The following is a 19,029-nucleotide window of genomic DNA, read 5'->3' on the forward strand; positions in this document are numbered from 1 at the left end:
ACCCTATGCTTCGCCGGCAATTTCTGCTTTCTTCAATTGCCTTTTCTTGTAGATATAATTGACAAGCTCGCCCGAAAACAACAATATAAACGAGGAATAATAAATCCAGATAGCCATCGAAATTACAACTGCAAATGTTCCGTAGAACTTGCCATAATTGCTAATTCCGCTGATATACCAACCGAAAATATGTCGCGCAATTTCAATTAATACAACACATCCAACAGTGCTCCAGAATATCACGAAAAATGGCATCCTCTTAGTCGGTATAAATGTATAGATAAAGAAAAAAATCACAAACGAAGATACAAGCGAGATAAGCGTTACAAGCGCCCCGCTAATGATTTTATGAATAAAATCCGGGAAAAAACTTTCCAAAAACGAAATAACAAAATTGCCAATCGGCACCAGATAAGAATAAATCAGAATTAATATTGTAATGATTATAGTAAGCAAAATATCATACAAGCGGTAAATTATGAAAATTTTCTTCGCTGGTATGTGAAATATTGCATTCAGCCCCGACCGCAAGGACGACACAAGTATCGACGATATCCACAATAGCGAAACAAGCCCGATAATCCCGGCTGCGTTGCTGTGCAGGTTTATCTTCTTTACTTCTTCCAGAACTGTGTGGATAATTTCTTTTGATGATTTTGTCGGTGGCAGAAAATCCGAAAGCATTTTTTCTATTACTTCCGAGAGCTGATTAATATCTACAAAGGCATTTACAAGATAAATCGAGAGCAAAAATAGCGGAATTACATATAAGGCAATATTGAAGGCAATCCCGGCGGCAAGCATAAAAGTATGATTGTCGTCCAACTGGTCGGAAAAATCCATAACCTCTGTGTAAACAGTTTTTATTATATTTGATTTGCCTTTGCTCATCAATATTCTTGCTGGATAATTGCTGAATAACCTTTTTTCGAACTGCCGGCGAAAATTATTGTATATGTTTTGTTGTATGTTAAGAATAAATCATCAATTCGCGCTATTTGCTTCCCTGTTTCGGAATTCACAAAAGTTAAGCTGAATTTTCGTTCTTTGTATATTCGTTCGATTGGTGTGCGTTCGCCAAAACCAAGCCCGGGATAGATAAGCACATCATCGCCTATTTTTATATCAACTTTTGGTACGTCCGATACATTCACAAATCGCCTCACATAATGGTCTGCCGCAGCAAGAACGGGCTGTTCGATAAATGATACTAACTGTGGTGATTCCTTCGCACCGCAAGCAATTAGCAATGCCCGTAGCTCCGGGCTTGCCGAAAACGAAAACTGCTTGCCGGATATACTCAGATTGTCCTGCCCGTTCGGCAGAATAGTTGCGAGTGCTCCGCTATAATTTAGCCGTGCATCAGAAAATACTCCCGGCAGTGCGAAGCTTACAAAATCTGCATCCGCAATTGTATTTACAAGCTGTGCAAACACTCCTTCGCTTTCCGAAACTATTGGATTGGCTGACGCACTTTCTTCCACAAGCGAAATTTTTTGCTCACCCGATTGCGTTGAATAGACAACAATAAAATAAGATTTATTTGCTTCGAGCCATAATCGGGTTGTTGTTATCAGACGTGCTGGCTCTGTTGCTGTAAACACAGCTATTGGCAGTGTCCCCGCTTCCAGTAACTTCGGTTGCGATATTTCTCCAAACTTCAAGCCGCTTGCCAGATTGTCGCCCGAACGGAAGCCGCGGGATTTGTCTTCGCCGGTTGCGTTTGCGATTTCCCGAGCCCCTGCCGAAACAGAAATACCGCTTTGCAGATAATTGCCATTTACCACACGCACAACTGCCCTGTTTTTCAGTTCTTCTGTGAAATAGGCTGGTTCGGCAAACACTAATTTTTTTGCTTTCGATTGCGAGCTATCGAAAACAAATGCCGTATATTTTTGCAGAACATCAATTCCAACAACAAGTTTTGCCGTTGCCGAGCCATTCAGCTTGACGCTCAAAGTGTCCTTCGTGGTTGTGCCGCAGGCTTCTATTGTCTTTGCTCCATCGGCAAACATTGGAAAAACTGTTGCCACATCGCCCGAACCTTGCAAGTGAAGGCTTACCGTTTCGCTTGAAAAATTCGCTGTTTTCAAATATGCCTCGCGATTATTGATAGTCGCGGGTTCTCTAAGTGCCTGCACTGTCGATTGCTTTTCGTCCAATAGCAATACTTTTTCGGCATTTCCTTCGCGAATTATTACAATTGCATATTGTCCGAAATTTTCCAACGTTAAATCAAAAAGCCCGATAAGCTCGTCTCCGGAATGCTTATGCCGAACTATAGAAACTGCAAGTTCGCCCGAACGCACAACCGAATGGGATGTTGCCCGCCGGTATTGAATGTGGCTTGCAATTGCCTGACCGCTTGGGCAACCCAGCATCATCGAGTAGCTTACAGTTGAATCAGGATAGCCGTTAAAAAGCTTCAGATATGCTTCTTTCTGGCTTTGCGCAACTACCATCGAAGTCGAAAAAGTGATGATTGTATCAACATCGCGATAATGTGCCGCTCCGTCAGCCGATGGCAATACAACAAAAGTATAATTCATATTCCGTCCGAAGCGCACTTTGTTGCTCGGTTTAAGTTCGCTTGTGCCTTGCCGCCGGACTTCTAAAAATACGGAATCTGCTGGTGGACGCACAAACGCCGACACCATTCCATATGGCACATTTTCGATTTCAGTTTCTCCATTTAGCACTATCGTACGGCTTTGACCGTCCCCCGCAAGATTTAGCAGTCGCACATTTACTGTTTCGTATCGCGGCGGTGGATTAACAAGATATTCGTTTTCCGAAGCACACGACCCAAGCAGCAAAACGCTGATTATTATAAGTAACTTTTTCATTTTCTCATTTACATTTACAAGCATTAACAATATTAATAAAATTTACAATATAAATGAAATAATATAAACGATTGTAATATAAAAATGATATGCTTACAACTTGCAAAATCTGAACAAGTTAATACTGTGCGGGTATGGTATGCGGGAATTTCTGTATTGTTGCAATTAAATTCTTTTGGCAATAAGCAACACGATTAGCAATATTGCTTGCAGCAATATTATTACAGCTCCGCTCGGCAAATCCACGAAATATGATAATATTAGCCCTCCTATGCTGCTTATCACACCGAATATAATTGATAACATACTCATCTGAAAAAACGTTCGCGAAACTATTCGTGCAGTTGCTGCCGGAATTACTAAATATGCCCCAAGCAACAGCATTCCGACAACTTTTATCGAAACGACAATCAGCAACGAAATCAGCAAAGTCAGTATGTATTCATCTGTTTCCACAGGTAATTTGCTTGTGCGGGCAAGCTCCGTATCGAAAGTTGAATATGCCCAGCGTCCCCAATATATTTTGCCAATCACTGCAATAATCAACGAAAGAGCGGCAACTACCGCCAGATCAATTGCCGATACATTCAATATTGAACCGAACAGATAAGAATATGCATCTGCCGAATAATTTTCGTTCAGTGCTAAAAATATTATTCCAATTGCCATTGCTACCGAAAAAAGTATCCCAATTGATGTGTCTGCGGAAATATCGGCTTTCTTTTTCAGAAATACCATCAAAACTGCTATAAGCAATGTGAACGGAATTGCCAAAAACATTGGCTCGACACCTAAAAATATACCCATCGCAATTCCGCCAAATGCCGCGTGCGACAATCCGCTTCCCAAAAAACTTATCTTTCGCTGAACTACAAACACCCCAAGGAAACCACTCACTGCACCGAGCAAAATCCCTGCAATCATTGCCCGCTGCATAAATGCAAGGCTGAATATCTCACTCATAGCTTTTCAATCCAAAAGTAACTTTATGTTTGTGTCCAAGATGCGAGAACGTTTTCATTAAATTGAGTTCTGTAAATGCTTCGTTTTTATTGCCATAATATATTAATTGCTTGTTCAGGAGCATAACTTTATTTGTGTGGTGATAGGCGGCTGTCCAGTCGTGCGTTACCATAAGCACAGTAACGCCCCGCTTCTTGTTGAATTCTTCTATCAGTTCATTAATTGTAGCTTCGCAAACAAGATCTACGCCCGTTGCGGGCTCGTCTAAAAGAAGTAGTTTCGGGTTTGATGCAAAACATCTTGCTAAATACACTCGCTGAAGTTGTCCGCCCGATAGCTCCGAAATTTGCTTTTTTGCGTAATCTGCCGCTCCGACAAGTTCAAGTGCCTGAAGAGCCAATTTCTTATCTTCTCTGCTTTTTACTCCCAACCAACGATTTCTCACACCGCTCAGCACCAGCTCAATAGAATTTGCCGGAAACGAACGGTCTATTGTTTTAATTTGCGGGACATATCCAATCTCGCCGGGCTTGATTTTATCTAATTCCTTGCCGAAAATCTTTATTTCGCCTGATGTAGGCTTTACAATACTTAATAATGCTTTCAGGAATGTCGTTTTGCCGGAACCGTTCGGACCAACTATTGCGACAAAATCGCCATTTTCTATTTCAACATCGATATTATCCAGAATTATATTATTGCCAAACTCTACTGTCAGACCGCTTGTTTTAATCGCATAATCGGGCATCGTTAATCTCCTGCAAGTGCTTTCGCAAGAGTTCGTGCATTGAATAGAATTAAATCCTGATAGTTTTCTCTTCCGCTTGTGCCCCCCACCGGGTCGAGCAGGTAAACGCTCACTTTTGCTTCGTCTGCAATGCTTTTTACGGCTTTATCCGAAAGTTGCGGTTCGTTGAAAATGGCTTTTGCTCCGCTTTCTTTTATTTTCTGAATAAGCGAAGCAATATATTTCGGGCTTGGCTCTTTGCCCGGAGCTTCTTCAATAGAACCTCCGTAAAGCAACCCGTATCGTTGCAACATATACATAATAGAAGGATGATGCAGAAAAACTGTTTTTCCTTTCACATTGTGAAGGAGATTGTCCACCTGACGGTGCAACAAATCCAGTCTGTTCGAGAAAAGTTCGGCGTTTGTGCGGTATGTTGCCGCATTTTGCGGGTCGAGCTTCGCAAGTGTGTCTGCAATCGCCGGTAGCATTGCCTTAACTGTCAGTGGGTCCATCCAGAAATGAGTGTCGATATTCTTCGTTGTAATCGTTGTGTCGCTTGCCGAAACTCTTTCACCACGATAGTTTATCCAATATTCTCTGGGGATCAATTCCACTAACTGCAACAAACTTCTGCTGCCGGGAAGCTTTGCCGCCCAGCCATCGTTGTTGTCGGCTGCATATATTAGCACATTTGCCGCCTGCGATTTATATACATCCGAAGGCTTCGGCTGATATGTATGTGGTGATGCGCCCGGTGGTATAATATACCTTACATCTACTCTTGGACCGGCAATTTCTTTGATTATTGCGTATATTGGATTGCTTGTTGTAACGATGATTGTTTTAGTGTTCTGCGACCCGCAGCTTGCTATCGCAAATATTACCGAAAAAAATAATAATAACTTTTTCATATTAATTTCGAAAGATTGTTCGGTTTTTTGATAATAGACTATTTATTTCTCTATTTATTTGGAAAATTGATTAACTAATTTTTAGAATAATTCGTTTTAAATATAAATATATTCTTGGGGTAGGACTATGAAAAAAATCGGTCTGCTTTTCGGTATTGATACTAATTTCCCACTTGATGTTCAGCACTATATTAATTCAAAACAAAGTAGTCAATACGTTTGCGAAGAAATTAAAATTGGCATTCTGAAAAACAACGACTTCTACCAGTACGATGTGATTTTCGACCGCATCTCCGAATTTGTGCCATTTTACCGAACTTTTCTAAAAACGTTGAATTTGCAGGGGAAAAAAGTTATTTCAAATTGCCTTAATGCCTGCTATGATGATTATTTCTTTCAGGCTCATGTTGCTAACAATTTGGGACTTAAAACGCCAAAATCCTGCTTAATTCCTACTAAATGGCTACCGAAAAACACTACTCCCGAAGCTATGCGAAACTTGGAGTATCCTCTCGACTGGGACAAAATGTTCGACTACGTCGGGTTTCCTGCTGTGCTGAAATCCAATGCTTACGATGAAAAACGTTATGATTTCAAAGTTTATAACAAAACTGAGTTCTTCTCTGCTTACGAACTCACCGGCTCTAATCTGATGATTTTGCAGGAAGCCATCGAATATGATGAATACGTCCGTTGCTTTGTCGTCGGTGGTAAATATCTGAAAATTGTTAAATACAATCCTACCAATCCTCTGCATTTGCGATATTCACGAACCGCTCCGAGAATTGACGAAAAAACCGAGCAGAAAATCAACGATGCCTGCCTGAAACTGCTGAACAAAATAGAAAACCATTTCAATGCAGTCGAATTTGCTATCAAAGATGGCGAAATATACTGTATGGATTTCAACCGTCCGATTTCAAAACTTGAACGGTTTATCCTTGGCGACGAGCTCTACGACTGGCTTGTTGAAAAAATTGGCAACTACTTGATCGAGCTTGCATTAAGCAACTAACTTAGCGGTATTTTGAATTTAAAGGTTGTGCCTGTTCCTTTCTCGCTCTCAACGGAAATTTCACCGTTGTGAAGCAGAATTATGTGCTTTACAATGGATAGACCGAGACCTGTGCCCCCGCTTTTTTTCGAACGTGATTTGTCTGCAATATAGAACCGCTCAAAAATACGTTCGGCGTCTTCTTTGGATATGCCCATTCCGTTGTCTTTCACTGCAAAGTAGGCGTAACGTTCGTCGTATGAACAACTGATAAGAATTGTTCCGCCGTCTGAGTATTTTATTGCGTTATCTATAAGATTTATAAACACTTGTTCCATCCTGAACACATCAACGTTTATTTTGGGGAAATTCTCCTGATATTGCACTTCGATTGTCAGTCCTTTGTCTTTGAGCTTCGGTTCGAATATTTTCAATACGTTGTCGATGATAATCCGCCCGTCGAGCTGGCTTTTGATAAGCTTTGTGTTTGGGGCTTCCAGTTCGGATAGCATTAGCAAATCCTGCACTATGCTAATCAATCTGTTTGTGTTTCTCTTAATAATATCAATATAATGATGATATTGAGCATCGATTTCGTCTTCGAGTGTTTCTATAAATCCTTTTATCGCAGTAAGCGGTGTGCGGAGTTCGTGCGAGACGTTTGCAACAAAGTCTTTTTTCAACTGTTCCAGCTTTTTTATTTCTGTTATATCGTGGAAAAGCAGAACTACTTCCTTTTTTGCTTCGATAAAATTGGCACTGCAAAGATAGAATTTCTTCTCGTTAGATATTTCATTGATTGTGCTGCTCTTTTCATTCAATGTTTGATTGAAAAGATTTAAAATATCCTGATTTTGAGTTATTTCATTAATATTCTTATCTATTATGTCAGTATTAGAAATGATTTTGCAAAATCCGGCATTTGCTACCAGCACTTTCCCTGTTATATCGAGAGCAACAAGCCCGTCTTGTATTGCTTTGATAATAGTATTGAGTTCTTCTTTCTGCTTGGTAACTTCGGCAAATAGCGTTTTAATCTGGGCTGTCATATTATTGAAATTTGTTGCTAATTCGTAGATTTCGTCCCGTCCGCCGATATTAACTTTAATATCAAAATTGCCGGCAGCTACTTTGCGCGAAGCCTCCGAAATTTGATTTATCGGCTTGGTGAGCGACCTCACAAATATCAATGCCCCAATCAGAGTAATCAACACAACAATAGAAGCAATTTGCAGTATCTGCAGAATTAGCTGATTTATAAGCTCCTTTGCCTGATTTCTGAAAATACTTGTCCTAATCGCACCAAGAAACTGCCCGTTGCTACCTAAAAGTGCGTGAGCAATATAGAGCATTTCTTTATGCACTGTTGTGCTGAAACGTTCTGATTTCCCTACTTTTTCCCCTTTGAAAATTGGCTCGAGCTCGGGACGGCTCTTGTGGTTCTCCATTTTGGACGGGTCGCCTTCCGAATCGGCAAGCACCCGCCCGGTGCTATCTACAATGGTTAGCCTGATATGAATATCTTTCCCGGTCTTTTTTACGTAATTGTCTAATTCAGGAATTTGTCCGTTCTCTATAAAATGAATAATTTTAGCTTCGAGAATTGTATTGATTTTATTGAGGTTATCGGTAATTGTTATTACGTGTTGGTTGCTTACATTTCGATAGGTAAAAAACAGAATTAGCCCCGTAAGCAAAAAAATCACAAGGAAATATCCCGCAAAAATTTTCGATGATAAGCGTTTCATCAATGTTCTTCTATTTTGTAGCCAACGCCGCGAATGTTTTTAATAAATTTGCCGGCAATCCCTAATTTTTCACGCAAATTTTTAATATGAACATCTACTGTTCTATCGAGAACGCCTTTTTCCTGTGCCCCGAGATAATCAAGAATCTGCTCGCGGGAATACACCCAACCACGCCTGTCGCTTAACAACTTCAATATACGGAACTCAGTTGAAGTAAGTTCCACTTTTTCTCCATTAACTGTTACTTCGTATTTCTGATGGTCTATCTCCAGAATATCGCCAATGCGGGTTTTCTGCGTTTTCACAACCTTTTCGTCCCGACGAAGCACAGCTTTGACGCGCGCCACCAACTCACGCGTCGAAAACGGTTTGGTAACGTAATCGTCCGCCCCGAGCTCCAACCCTAACACTTTATCCATTTCTTCTGTGCGAGCTGTTAACATAATTACCGGAATGTGCGAAAACTTCTCGTCTTTTTTCAGATACTTGCAAATTTCGAAACCATCAGAATCCGGTAGCATCAAATCTAAAATTACAAGCTCCGGTGTGTTAGTTTTGAGATACTTAAACAGGCTTTCGCCATCCTCGAATGTTTTTACTTTGTAGCCTGCTTTTGTTAGTGCAAGCGATACAAGCTCGCAAATATCCGCTTCGTCGTCGACCACTACTATTGTTTTTGCGTTGCTGCTTTGCAGAGGGGGCAAATTTTCGCTGATTTGGCGATTTTCTTCTGACATTTTATTATGCCATTATACTGAAACAAAATATAAAAATACAAATTTTTTGTTAAGCAAATGTTAAATTTTGGCAAGGTATTGCTAAATATAGAAATATTTTTATTAATTTCCTATTAATGTTCGTTGCTTTACCAAAACAATTAAATGTTTTTCTAACCCATTGCTTCAACTTCGCTTATCCCGTCCATAGATTTAATAATCAATTTTTTGTTTGCAATTTCGTATTTTTGTAATTAAATAATTGAAAAAACACACTATGACAAACGAAGAATTAATTGCATATTGTCAGAATTCCATAGAACTGCGAAACTACATCCTTTTCGAAGAGCAGGTGTTTGCCGAAATTACTGCCGAGCAAGCCCAATTGCTTGCTAAACGTTATTCGAGCGACACTCTGATGATGCTTCCGAAATACGAAATAGACTTCTTCGAATGGCTTCGCTCCGAAGACGAAGCTATCTGGCTTGACCTCTGGGACGACGAACTTGTCGATCCATACCTTGTCGGAATGTATTTTCTGCCCCGACTGGTGGAACGCGACGGTCGCGGCTTTCCGATTTGCGACCTGCTCGATAACGACAACTATTTCTTTACTGCTGCCCAGATGCAGGACGAAGAAGGCAAAGCCTTTGTCGAATCTGCCCGCAATCGCTTCGAAAACAATGAACCTCTCACTGTGGCTCAACTGCTTGCTCTCGAAATCTCTGCTTCGCCTATCGACATCTGGCACTTTGCCTACAAGCACTCTATTCCTCTGCGGCAGGCAAAAGCTGCCGTCTCGCAGCTTGTCGACGACCACGCACTCGTCCATATCACCGATGCAGAACATTTAGCAAGGTTCATTAATGTATAAATTTCTGATTGTGTCGCTCCTTTTGCTTCCGATGAGTGTGTTTGCTCAGCCGCACAACTTACAAGTCGCTTCATCGCTTGCCGATAGCCTTGCTCTTAGGATGACTTTCCATAGCGACACAGCCCTCATAAGCACAAGTCCGACCGATGCTCAGATGATTATTTTGCAGGCAATTGCCCGCCGACTGCCGGTAAAAATTACTCCGCCGACTGCCGATGCTTCCGATTACTTACATCTTTCACCTGCAATCTTTACTGTTGATTATTCTCCAGTTTCTAAAAATGAGATAAAACGCACCGTTTCTGTTTCGCTTACCTTCCATAAATCTACCAGTCAGGTGCTTTCGCCGCCGGAAACTTTCTTGCTTTCCGCCTCCGATACTCTTTCTTATGCACAAGCCGAGCAGATAAATGCTTCGTCGCCCGACTTCCTGCGCAAGCAACTGCCAGCCCCGAAAGAAAGCTCGTGGGAGCAGTTCCTCCGTCCGGCAATTGTTGTTGCCACTCTTGCTGCTACTGTTTGGTTGTTCTTTTCGGTGCGTTCCCGATGAAAGATGTGTATATTTTCACAGATTTCGACGGCACAATCACTCTCGACGATCTCGGCGACAAACTTTTCGTCGATTTCGGGCAGTTCGAGCCATTCCATTCTCAGCTTCTTTCACACCAGTTGAATATTCGCCAATACTGGGAACTTCTTTTCGAAAGCTTGCCGGACTATATTGACGAGCAATTTATCAGAAACTGGACTGCCGCTCAGCAGGTGGATGCCTATTTCCCTGAATTTGCTGAATTTTGCAAAGGCAACAGCCTGCCTCTTGCAGTTGTTAGCGATGGATTTGACCTATATATTGAAACAGTTTTGTCTAATATTAACCAGAATCATCTCAAAGTTTATTCCAACAAAGCAAAAAAGACCAACGGCAGGTGGCAGCTTACCTACCCGCTCGCAACCGAAAGTTGCAGTTGCCTTGTTGCCTCGTGCAAACGCAATGCAATGCTCAAAGATGTGCCCGCAGACTCTTTCATCATCTACATTGGCGATGGATATTCGGATTTTTGTGCTGCTCAGTATGCCGATATAGTGTTTGCCAAAAAATCGCTTGCCCGATACTGCTTCGAACAGAAAATCCCACACCACAACTGGCGTTCATTCTTTGATGTGCTTGCTGTTCTGCGAAAAATTCTTCACTCAAAGACCGTTCGCCCTCGCCATCAGGCTCGCCTGCGGCGTATGGATGCCTTCAAATGTGAATAAGTTTGCCTATTACCCAAAACAATTTAACTTTGGTTAATATTAGTCATTTGATTAACCGAAATCTTACTTTATGATTAATTTATTTTCATTGGCATTATGTTTGTAAATATTTTGTCTGTTGAATATTTATGTCGAGCAATGAATATCTGGAATTTAGATTTTTTGATTGGTAGTTTGATAACAAAATTAAATCTAAAGTTTATTAGAAAACTGCCGAAAATGATAACTGAGTAAGTATACAAAATTAATAAAAGGTGTGTATGGTGTGGCTAAATTACGCTTCTAATTGCTAACTAAATATACAACTATTTAATTAACAAGTTAATATACATTATTTTTATGATTTATCTATGCCTTATGTAACACAATTTATGGAGAAACTTATGAGAAAAGGAATTTCTAATATCTCCGACACTTCTTAAATCGTCAGATGCAAGCATCCGCTTGCCCGATATTCGTTTTGCTATGCAGGAAATTCGACTCTAAACAAACTTAGTTTTATAAACTTTATAAAAGGTCAAAATATGAAAAAGAAAAACCGATTGCTAAGATTAAGTCTTATAGTCGCTATCTTAGCTTTTTTAAGCACGGGGCTGCTCCCCGCTGCTACCATAACATTTGTTGGAGGTACTAACGACTGGAATACAGCAAGCAACTGGTCTCCAGCAATAGTCCCAACAAGTGCGGATGATGCAATTATCCCAACCGGGTTCACAGTTACTACAAGCAGTGCAATTACTGCCCGCACTATAAGCATTTATGGTAACTCAACTTTAACAATTACACAAAATGCAGATATTGCAACAGCAAGCACAGGCGGCATTACTCTAAACGGCACTTCTTCGCTTGTTATCAATGCCGCAGTTGCCGTAAATATTGGTAATGCAACCTATCGTGGCGATATTGTCCAAAACGACACCTCAAATGTTACTTTCAGCACAGCTGCCGCAACAGTAGCACTAAGCGGTACCTGGACAAAATCATCCACCGCTACAATTACAAATACAACTCCTGCAAATTTATCATTAGTTGGTACAACTGCTGTTACTTTGCCCTCTACTTTGACTACTCTTAATTCATTAACCGTCAATAAACCCGGTTCAACCTGCACTTTATCAGATGATCTTACTACAACTACTACATTAGGTATTACAGCAGGTACATTAATTGTTGGTAATAATAACTTAACTGTTACAACTACTACTTCCATAGCTTTGGGCGCTACTCTCAACGCTGCCTCCACTGCAACAAATACACGCACATTCTCTGGTATAATCACTCTCAACGGTACTTTAATTTCTTCTGGTGGTAGTGTTACAAATATCTTTACGTCCGCTCTTAGCATTCCCGCAACTGGTGTTTTGACAATAAACAACTCAACTTCAGATTTTGGTGGAACAGTAGCCGGTGTTGCCTCAGGTGCAACAATTAATGCGTATGGCGCAACAGTTTCATTCACAGGTGCTGTAACATTCACAAACCTTACGCTCAACACAAACTCAAATACAAATTTAACATTTAATGCAGCACAAACTGCCGGCAATCAAATTCCCGCTCTCACAGTACACAACCTAACATTTGCCAACGACGCCGCTCTTGCAGGAAACGTTACTGTATATGGGAATTTCACTAATACTGCAACATACACTACAGATGTAAACGCTTTTACATTCACAGTTTACGGCACATTCAACAATCCTACTGGAGCTTTTTTTGATGCTGTTGGCTCCACAGTTAAACTGTATGGTCCAGTTACAAGCTGGGGTACAGACGAAACAGAATTTATTACCAATAATACAACAACATTAGAAATTCTCGGCAGCGGAAGTTTGCCTGCGAACTTCACTATTGCCGCAAATAATAACTTCGGTAATTTTACTTTGAACCGCCCCGGTGCTACTTTTACTGTATCAGGTAATTATGTTGTTGGATTTAACACTTTAACTATTACATCTGGCACAGTTGTATTGCCTGATGAAGCACATTCAGTTACAACTACAACAACAATAGGTGCTAATGGCGTATTAGATCTTTCAGCAGTTACAACTGCCAACAATGGTATCACTTTTACAACTGGCTTAGCAGGCAGTGGTCAAATCATCGCAAACGGTGGCAATGGTGCTGGTGAGCCTGTGATTACTATTGCAGCTGGTTGTAATTACACATTTACCGGCGATATTTTAACAAATCAATATACTATTCTAAGAATATCATCCACTCAAACATCAGATATAGAGCTTCCCTCAAGCATAACACAACTAAGTTCATTGATAATAAACCGAGGCAATGTTGCTCGCAAAGTTATTTTAAATAGCAACTTAACAATTACTGATAATATTTCAGCATTAGTATTTGCTTCGGGTAGATTTGAATTAAATGGTAAAACAATTACCTTCTCAGGTACTTACGTTCCTAATACGTCTGCAAACTTTATTATGGATGCAACTGAGGGATCTACTGTAGTATTTAACGGCGCTCCTACATTTGCTGCCAATGGTCTTATAACAGACGAAACAACAAACTTCCAAATGGGTGCAGCAGCAACAATACACTCAACTATTACAACACTGAATAACCTCACTATAACAACTGGAACAACTGCATTAGGTGGTGACCTCACTCTCTATGGCAATTTAAGTGTTGCAAGTGGTGCCACCTTAAATAAAGCAACATTTAATTTGACCGTTTATGGGGATGTATCGAACTTAGGAACATTAACATTAAGCGGTGCCAGTGGAACAATTACTCTATATGGTCAAATGATAGGAAGTGGAACATATACAACCGGAACATCAACTGTTCTCTCTATTCAAGGCACTTCCTCTCAGTTTATTTTGCCTGCTGGCATTACAACATTAGGTAGATTAACGCTAAATCGTCCCGCCGGTATGAAAATTATGGCTGGTTTAACTGTTGGCGATGGAGCTGGTGGTAACAACGACATAACTATTACTCTCGGCGATTTAGATCTCAATGGCTTCAATGTTACTCTTGCAAATGCTAATGCTCAAATTTCAGAAACAGCAGGCAACACCTTTATTAACACTGGTTTGAGCACTTCCGGAACTGGATATGTAACAACAGCCTCATCCACAGCTGCAGAAATTGCTTCTAGCGGTATTGGCGTTACATCTATAAGTGGTCCAACGGGTATTACCGTTCGCCGTTACCCAAGAACAGTTCCTATTGCCGGAGTAGGACTTGCTACTCATAGAATTTATTATATTACAGGAACCGGAAGCGTTACAGCCGTTACACTTGCATTCGACAACACTGAATTATACAGCAACGCTGCAGATTTGAAATTATATCATACAACTGACTATACCTTTGTAACCAGCCCGACAGAAGTTTCTGGAACTGTTACTGAAAATACTCCGGTTACTGGCGTAGGTCAATTAGCAGTAACAGGTGTAAGTATCGCTACTGCGAACTATTACGCACTTGCTGCTGCACCGGGTGCGGGTGGCGTCCTACGCACATTTGTTGGAACAAGTGGCAACTGGGGCGACCCAAATAGCTGGAGCCCGACTGGTGTACCAAGCAAAGTCGACCAAGTAGTAATCGGTCCAGCAACTGTTACTGTGAACGGTAATGGTGCTATTTATGAATGTAAAACTCTTGTTCTGAACCATCAAAATGCAACAGTTCAACCAGCCAACAATACAGTAAACGGCGACGTTGTTTCGTTGCGTGTTATGGGCAATATTACCCTTACAGCAGGTTCAGAAATTCTCGGTGCAAATGGCACAGGTCGCTTGAACTTAATCATTGGCGATGGCACAACCGCTGGCGTAAGCTCAACTATTTCGGTAAACAATGACTATACTACTGGCAGCGGTCTTTGGGTGCACAACCTTACTGTTAATGCAGCAGATGTTACCGGCTCGGCAAATAGAATCCGTGTCAGCGGCGATGTTGCTCTTCTTGCTAATAGTGCAGTGTCCGGTGTAAATGCAGAATTCTGGGGTGGCTACGACGCATTGCAAACAATCAGCGTTCCTGCTTCTGCATTCCTGAGCTTCTCTACAATTCGTACAGACAACAGTGCAAATGTTTCTACTCAAAGCAACATTACTGTTACAGATAAATTCGAAATCATCAGTGGTTCCACATTCAATGCAACTGGCGGAACAACTTATTTCACTACTCCTGTTTCAGGTAGTGGCGACCCATGGTCAGTTCAAGATGGTGGCACTTTGAAGCTCTTCAATGTCGAGTTGAATTCGTCTGGCGGTGCTCAAACATTTGTTCCATTAGGAACTGCTTATATTCAAGGTAACTTCTATCAATATGGAAGTGATGCCTTTGCACCTACCGAGGGTCGCGTGATATTCAGCAACCTCGGTCAGCGTGAAATAGTAAATACTCAAAATGATAACGATCTAGTGTTCTACGCACTCGAAGTTGCAAACTCATCTAAAGTTGTTACAAGCAGTAATTTCCAGGTTCAAAATGAAATAAATGTAGTAGGCAACGGCTCTTTGAAAGCAAACAACGGAACAATCACATTTACTGGCAATGGAAATATATATAATGCTTCTAACCAGACTCTTGAATTCAACGATTTGACAATTATCGGTTCGGTTAATACATCAGATAGCTGGAAGATAAAGGGTGATTTAGTTGTTTCCGGATCCTTGCTTGCAGACGGCGGAACAATCACATTCGAAAATATTCAGGAAAAATCAATCAACGCATCTGGTACTCTCCGCTTCTTTAAACTCAAAGTTGCAAATGGCTCTAAGCTCACAACTGCAACAAACCACAATTTCACAATCCGCAACAATGCAACAAATCCGCTTGGTGCTGGAATCGAAGTTGAAGGAAATGGTGAATTCTATGTTGGTTCAGCCGCTTCTGTAATCACATTCGACGTCGGAACTGGCGTTTCGGCTGGCAATCCAAAGACTATAGTTAAATCAGATGCAGGACGTCTGGAATTTGGCACTATTACAATCGCTGCAAATCCAAACAACGAAGTCGCTACTGCATCGGACTTCAAAATTACCGGAACTGGTGCAAGCACATTTGTGAACTCGGGCGCAGGTGGTAAATTCACTGCAACTGCCGGCACAATTACATTCACTGGTGCTGCACCACAAATTTCCAGCATTTCACCAGCCTCAACTCAGTTCTATAGCATCCGCACAGAAGGTGCAACTGCTCTTACTGTGCCAAACCAAGCACAAGAACTGTATGTAGCCGGCGATCTTTCTATCAACGGAACATCAAGTATGGACTTTACAGCTAATACTGCAAGCCGAATAATCTTCAACGGAAGCACTCTCCAAAAGATTACAGGCAATACAACCGCTATTACTCCAATTCAATTTGCAGATCTCACACTAAATAAATCTGGCAACTCCGAGCTACTGCTCGAATTAAATACAACAATAGCTTCAAATGCTGCCCACGAGCTCGTCCTTACAAACGGTATCTTGAACTTGGGTAGCCGCACATTTACAGTTGGCGCCGGTGCAATTAGCCGCCTCAATGGCGTTATCAACGGTGGAACAGGAACATATGTTGTTGCTACTAACCACGTATCTCCATTGCTCGAAGATACTTACTTCACTGTAAGCGGTGTGCCAACACTTTACAACTTAACAATAAATGCTGCTCATTCCACTGCAAACGACCTCACAGTAAACGGAACATTAGATCTTGCAACAGCAAACCTTACAATAGGTTCCGGTGCAAGTGCAGTCAATCCAATGAAGCTCATTTTGAATGGCAATTTAACAAGAACAACTGGTTTGCTTGGCGGTAGTTTAACTCTTTCCCGTCTTGTATTGCAAGGCTCTGGAACAGTTACAAATGGTTTGAGCAATTCATACTTTGTTGGTACTGCTGCAACAACAGCTCAACTTGAAGTAGCACGCCAAGAAACTCTCGGCGGCAACTTGAATATTGCCAATACTTCATATCTACGTATCAATACTGGTATTAATGATTTTGATCTTGGAACTTATACATTAACATTTAATACTACATTTAATGTTGTAATGATCTCTGGTGGAATAAAAGCAGGAACTGGCTCCACAGTTGTATTGCCAAGTATTGCAAACCTTACAATTCCTGCTACAATGTTCCGCAATAATGAAGTGGACAACTTAACAATTGTTAACTCTATTAACTTAGCAGGCGATTTGCGTATAAATGGAACATTATCTGGTGCCTACAGCATTACTACAAATGACAATGTATTGACATTTGGTCCAAATGCAACATTGCCGTCATTCTCATCAAGCGCTTATGTAATTGGCAATATGCGTCGCTATGTAACAAACACAAACACAAGATTCGATGTCGGAATAGGTGGTATATATATTCCTGTGGTAATGAGATTTGCTAAAGCATTAAGCCAGCAAGCTGTTGTCGTCAGACCAAACTATGTGAATCCAACAGTAGGCAAGGGTGGCGACCCAACTCGCGCATTGCTCGCATTGTGGAACATAACAGCAGAAGGCACTGCACTAAATGATAGTATCCGCGTAAACTTCGAATGGCCTAATACAATACATAACGGTTTGACTCCTGTAAATGGACAAACATTTGCTGCTAAGTGGCTTGGCTCGTCCTGGTCAGACTACCGCAACAATGCATCTTATAGCTCGCAATCACTAACTATGACAAGTTTCCCTGTAAAAGGCTCCTCAGCTTTAACAGGTGATTGGGCTATATTTGTTGCAACTGCCAACACCGATGCAGCAAAAGATGCAGCTATAAAAGTAACTGGCAATAAGCTTGTTATTACTAAGATAGAGCCACTACCAATTATTGTCAATCAGGCATTCAGCGTAACAGTTCAATTGCAAAACGAATACGGACAAGCAGTAACGGTTTCTACTCCGTTTAGTTTCGAAATCACTGAACAAATGGGTACTGGCGGTTTCACAACTGTATCTGGTGTTATCCCTGCTGGACAATCATACGTAACATTGAACGGTCTCTCGATAACCACTGCTGGTGGCAACTATCAGCTTCGTGTAGACTCTGCTGCTGCAAGTGCTGTGCTTTCGGGTGTAAGCCAACTCTTCGATGTTCTTCCAACTTTACCAACTTCGCAGGCAACAGCTCTTACATTTACAAATATAACTGCTACAACTGCTACTATTAGCTGGTCTAATGGTGGTGGTACAGCTCGAATTGTTCTTATTAAGCCAGATACATTGCTCAAACTTACTGAATATCCACAAAACGGCGAAACATACTACGGAAATTCAATCGTCGGCTTGGGTTCGAGCATTGGTGGTGCAACAGTTCTATACAATGGAACATCTAACAGTATAAATATAGTTGGTCTTGCACCAAACACTAAATATTACGTCTATGTATTTGAATACAACGGCACAGATGGCAACGAAAATTATCGCACAATAGCTGCTTCCGGCAATCCAAAATCATTCGAAACAACTGGTAGCTACGACGACGATGTAACATTCGGCACAAACAACACAAGAGCTCTCTCGAAAGGCATTGGCACAAACACACCAATCCGTGGAACTATCAAGAGCTCGACCGACGAAGACTGGTTCAACTTCAACGTTGCCAGCACAACCCCGAATGTAAGAGTAAAACTTACTAACCTCGCCGGCGACTATACATTAGAATTCTACGATACTACCGGACGCCGCATCAGACGTTCTACTTTGAGCGGAAAATCAAGTGAAGCGGCTGTAATAAACGGTCTGCCAGCTGGTACTTACACAGTTCGTATATTCAGCACCGATGGCACTTATTGGACTAAGTCTGGCGAAGAATATATACTGCAAGTATCAACTTATGGTAGCGAAATCTATTCGGTAACACCGTAAGGGCATTGGGTTTGTTTCCGGGAAGTGTGTCTCCCGCCTTTTGGGAGGCACACCCGAACCGGGAAAGAAAAGTTCTTTGTAATAACTAAATGGAATTACAATAAGTGCTTGGATGCTATGGCAACCCATAGCCCAAAGCCAAAGCAAAAAGAAATTGTGTTTATAAATAT

At 41.2% G+C, this 19,029-nt stretch carries 12 protein-coding genes; 5 read left to right on the forward strand and 7 right to left on the reverse strand.

The window, feature by feature from the left end:
* Positions 1–3: 3 nt before the first annotated feature.
* The 5 genes from ACY2LT_RS07805 to ACY2LT_RS07825 form a co-directional block, all read right to left on the reverse strand.
* The gene (locus tag ACY2LT_RS07805) at positions 4–891 is read right to left on the reverse strand and encodes a YihY/virulence factor BrkB family protein (RefSeq protein WP_491814968.1); all 888 of its coding nucleotides are present in this window, start codon (positions 889–891) and stop codon (positions 4–6) included.
* Positions 891–2,846, reverse strand: a complete 1,956-nt coding sequence (locus ACY2LT_RS07810; protein WP_491814969.1) for a hypothetical protein — start codon at positions 2,844–2,846, stop codon at positions 891–893. The genes ACY2LT_RS07805 and ACY2LT_RS07810 overlap by 1 nt, the downstream gene beginning before the upstream one ends.
* A gap of 165 nt (positions 2,847–3,011) precedes the next feature.
* Positions 3,012–3,809 (reverse strand): metal ABC transporter permease, encoded by a 798-nt coding sequence (locus ACY2LT_RS07815; protein WP_491814970.1) that lies wholly within the window; start codon positions 3,807–3,809, stop codon positions 3,012–3,014.
* Positions 3,802–4,557, reverse strand: a complete 756-nt coding sequence (locus tag ACY2LT_RS07820; RefSeq protein ID WP_491814971.1) for a metal ABC transporter ATP-binding protein — start codon at positions 4,555–4,557, stop codon at positions 3,802–3,804. The genes ACY2LT_RS07815 and ACY2LT_RS07820 overlap by 8 nt, the downstream gene beginning before the upstream one ends.
* A 2-nt stretch (positions 4,558–4,559) precedes the next feature.
* Positions 4,560–5,450: a metal ABC transporter substrate-binding protein gene (locus tag ACY2LT_RS07825; RefSeq protein ID WP_491814972.1), complete on the reverse strand. Its 891-nt coding sequence runs from the start codon at positions 5,448–5,450 to the stop codon at positions 4,560–4,562.
* Between the two features lie 127 nt (positions 5,451–5,577).
* Here ACY2LT_RS07825 and ACY2LT_RS07830 point away from each other — a divergent pair, with 127 nt between their 5' ends.
* Positions 5,578–6,465, forward strand: coding sequence for an ATP-grasp domain-containing protein (locus ACY2LT_RS07830; protein ID WP_491814973.1), 888 nt, complete (start codon positions 5,578–5,580; stop codon positions 6,463–6,465).
* Here ACY2LT_RS07830 and ACY2LT_RS07835 read toward each other — a convergent pair.
* Together ACY2LT_RS07835 and ACY2LT_RS07840 are read right to left on the reverse strand one after the other, a co-directional pair.
* Positions 6,462–8,192: a sensor histidine kinase gene (locus ACY2LT_RS07835; protein ID WP_491814975.1), complete on the reverse strand. Its 1,731-nt coding sequence runs from the start codon at positions 8,190–8,192 to the stop codon at positions 6,462–6,464. The genes ACY2LT_RS07830 and ACY2LT_RS07835 overlap by 4 nt on opposite strands.
* Positions 8,192–8,929 carry a response regulator transcription factor gene (locus tag ACY2LT_RS07840; RefSeq protein ID WP_491814976.1) on the reverse strand — a complete coding sequence of 246 codons (738 nt, stop codon included), beginning with the start codon at positions 8,927–8,929 and terminating at the stop codon, positions 8,192–8,194. Before ACY2LT_RS07840 ends, ACY2LT_RS07835 begins: the two co-directional genes overlap by 1 nt.
* 256 nt (positions 8,930–9,185) lie before the next feature.
* On the opposite strand from ACY2LT_RS07840, the gene ACY2LT_RS07845 reads away from it, so the two are divergent.
* The 4 genes from ACY2LT_RS07845 (at position 9,186) to ACY2LT_RS07860 (ending at position 18,859) form a co-directional block, all read left to right on the forward strand.
* Complete coding sequence (locus ACY2LT_RS07845; protein ID WP_491814977.1) at positions 9,186–9,782, forward strand: hypothetical protein; 597 nt, start codon at positions 9,186–9,188, stop codon at positions 9,780–9,782.
* On the forward strand, positions 9,775–10,332 hold the full coding sequence (locus ACY2LT_RS07850; RefSeq protein ID WP_491814978.1) for a hypothetical protein: 558 nt from the start codon (positions 9,775–9,777) through the stop codon (positions 10,330–10,332). Before ACY2LT_RS07845 ends, ACY2LT_RS07850 begins: the two co-directional genes overlap by 8 nt.
* Positions 10,302–11,039 (forward strand): MtnX-like HAD-IB family phosphatase, encoded by a 738-nt coding sequence (locus ACY2LT_RS07855; RefSeq protein ID WP_491814979.1) that lies wholly within the window; start codon positions 10,302–10,304, stop codon positions 11,037–11,039. The genes ACY2LT_RS07850 and ACY2LT_RS07855 overlap by 31 nt, the downstream gene beginning before the upstream one ends.
* 524 nt (positions 11,040–11,563) lie before the next feature.
* On the forward strand, positions 11,564–18,859 hold the full coding sequence (locus ACY2LT_RS07860) for a beta strand repeat-containing protein (RefSeq protein ID WP_491814980.1): 7,296 nt from the start codon (positions 11,564–11,566) through the stop codon (positions 18,857–18,859).
* Positions 18,860–19,029 lie beyond the last annotated feature (170 nt).

The organism is Eximiradius proteiniborus (genome assembly GCF_058546985.1).

What these genes read in the sequence shown, in the direction of transcription:
- ACY2LT_RS07805 (WP_491814968.1), bottom strand. Translation starts at nt 891, where the DNA reads ATGAGCAAAGGCAAATCAAATATAATAAAAACTGTTTACACAGAGGTT.
- ACY2LT_RS07810 (WP_491814969.1), bottom strand. Translation starts at nt 2,846, where the DNA reads ATGAAAAAGTTACTTATAATAATCAGCGTTTTGCTGCTTGGGTCGTGT.
- ACY2LT_RS07815 (WP_491814970.1), bottom strand. Translation starts at nt 3,809, where the DNA reads ATGAGTGAGATATTCAGCCTTGCATTTATGCAGCGGGCAATGATTGCA.
- ACY2LT_RS07820 (WP_491814971.1), bottom strand. Translation starts at nt 4,557, where the DNA reads ATGCCCGATTATGCGATTAAAACAAGCGGTCTGACAGTAGAGTTTGGC.
- ACY2LT_RS07825 (WP_491814972.1), bottom strand. Translation starts at nt 5,450, where the DNA reads ATGAAAAAGTTATTATTATTTTTTTCGGTAATATTTGCGATAGCAAGC.
- ACY2LT_RS07830 (WP_491814973.1), top strand. Translation starts at nt 5,578, where the DNA reads ATGAAAAAAATCGGTCTGCTTTTCGGTATTGATACTAATTTCCCACTT.
- ACY2LT_RS07835 (WP_491814975.1), bottom strand. Translation starts at nt 8,192, where the DNA reads ATGAAACGCTTATCATCGAAAATTTTTGCGGGATATTTCCTTGTGATT.
- ACY2LT_RS07840 (WP_491814976.1), bottom strand. Translation starts at nt 8,929, where the DNA reads ATGTCAGAAGAAAATCGCCAAATCAGCGAAAATTTGCCCCCTCTGCAA.
- ACY2LT_RS07845 (WP_491814977.1), top strand. Translation starts at nt 9,186, where the DNA reads ATGACAAACGAAGAATTAATTGCATATTGTCAGAATTCCATAGAACTG.
- ACY2LT_RS07850 (WP_491814978.1), top strand. Translation starts at nt 9,775, where the DNA reads ATGTATAAATTTCTGATTGTGTCGCTCCTTTTGCTTCCGATGAGTGTG.
- ACY2LT_RS07860 (WP_491814980.1), top strand. Translation starts at nt 11,564, where the DNA reads ATGAAAAAGAAAAACCGATTGCTAAGATTAAGTCTTATAGTCGCTATC.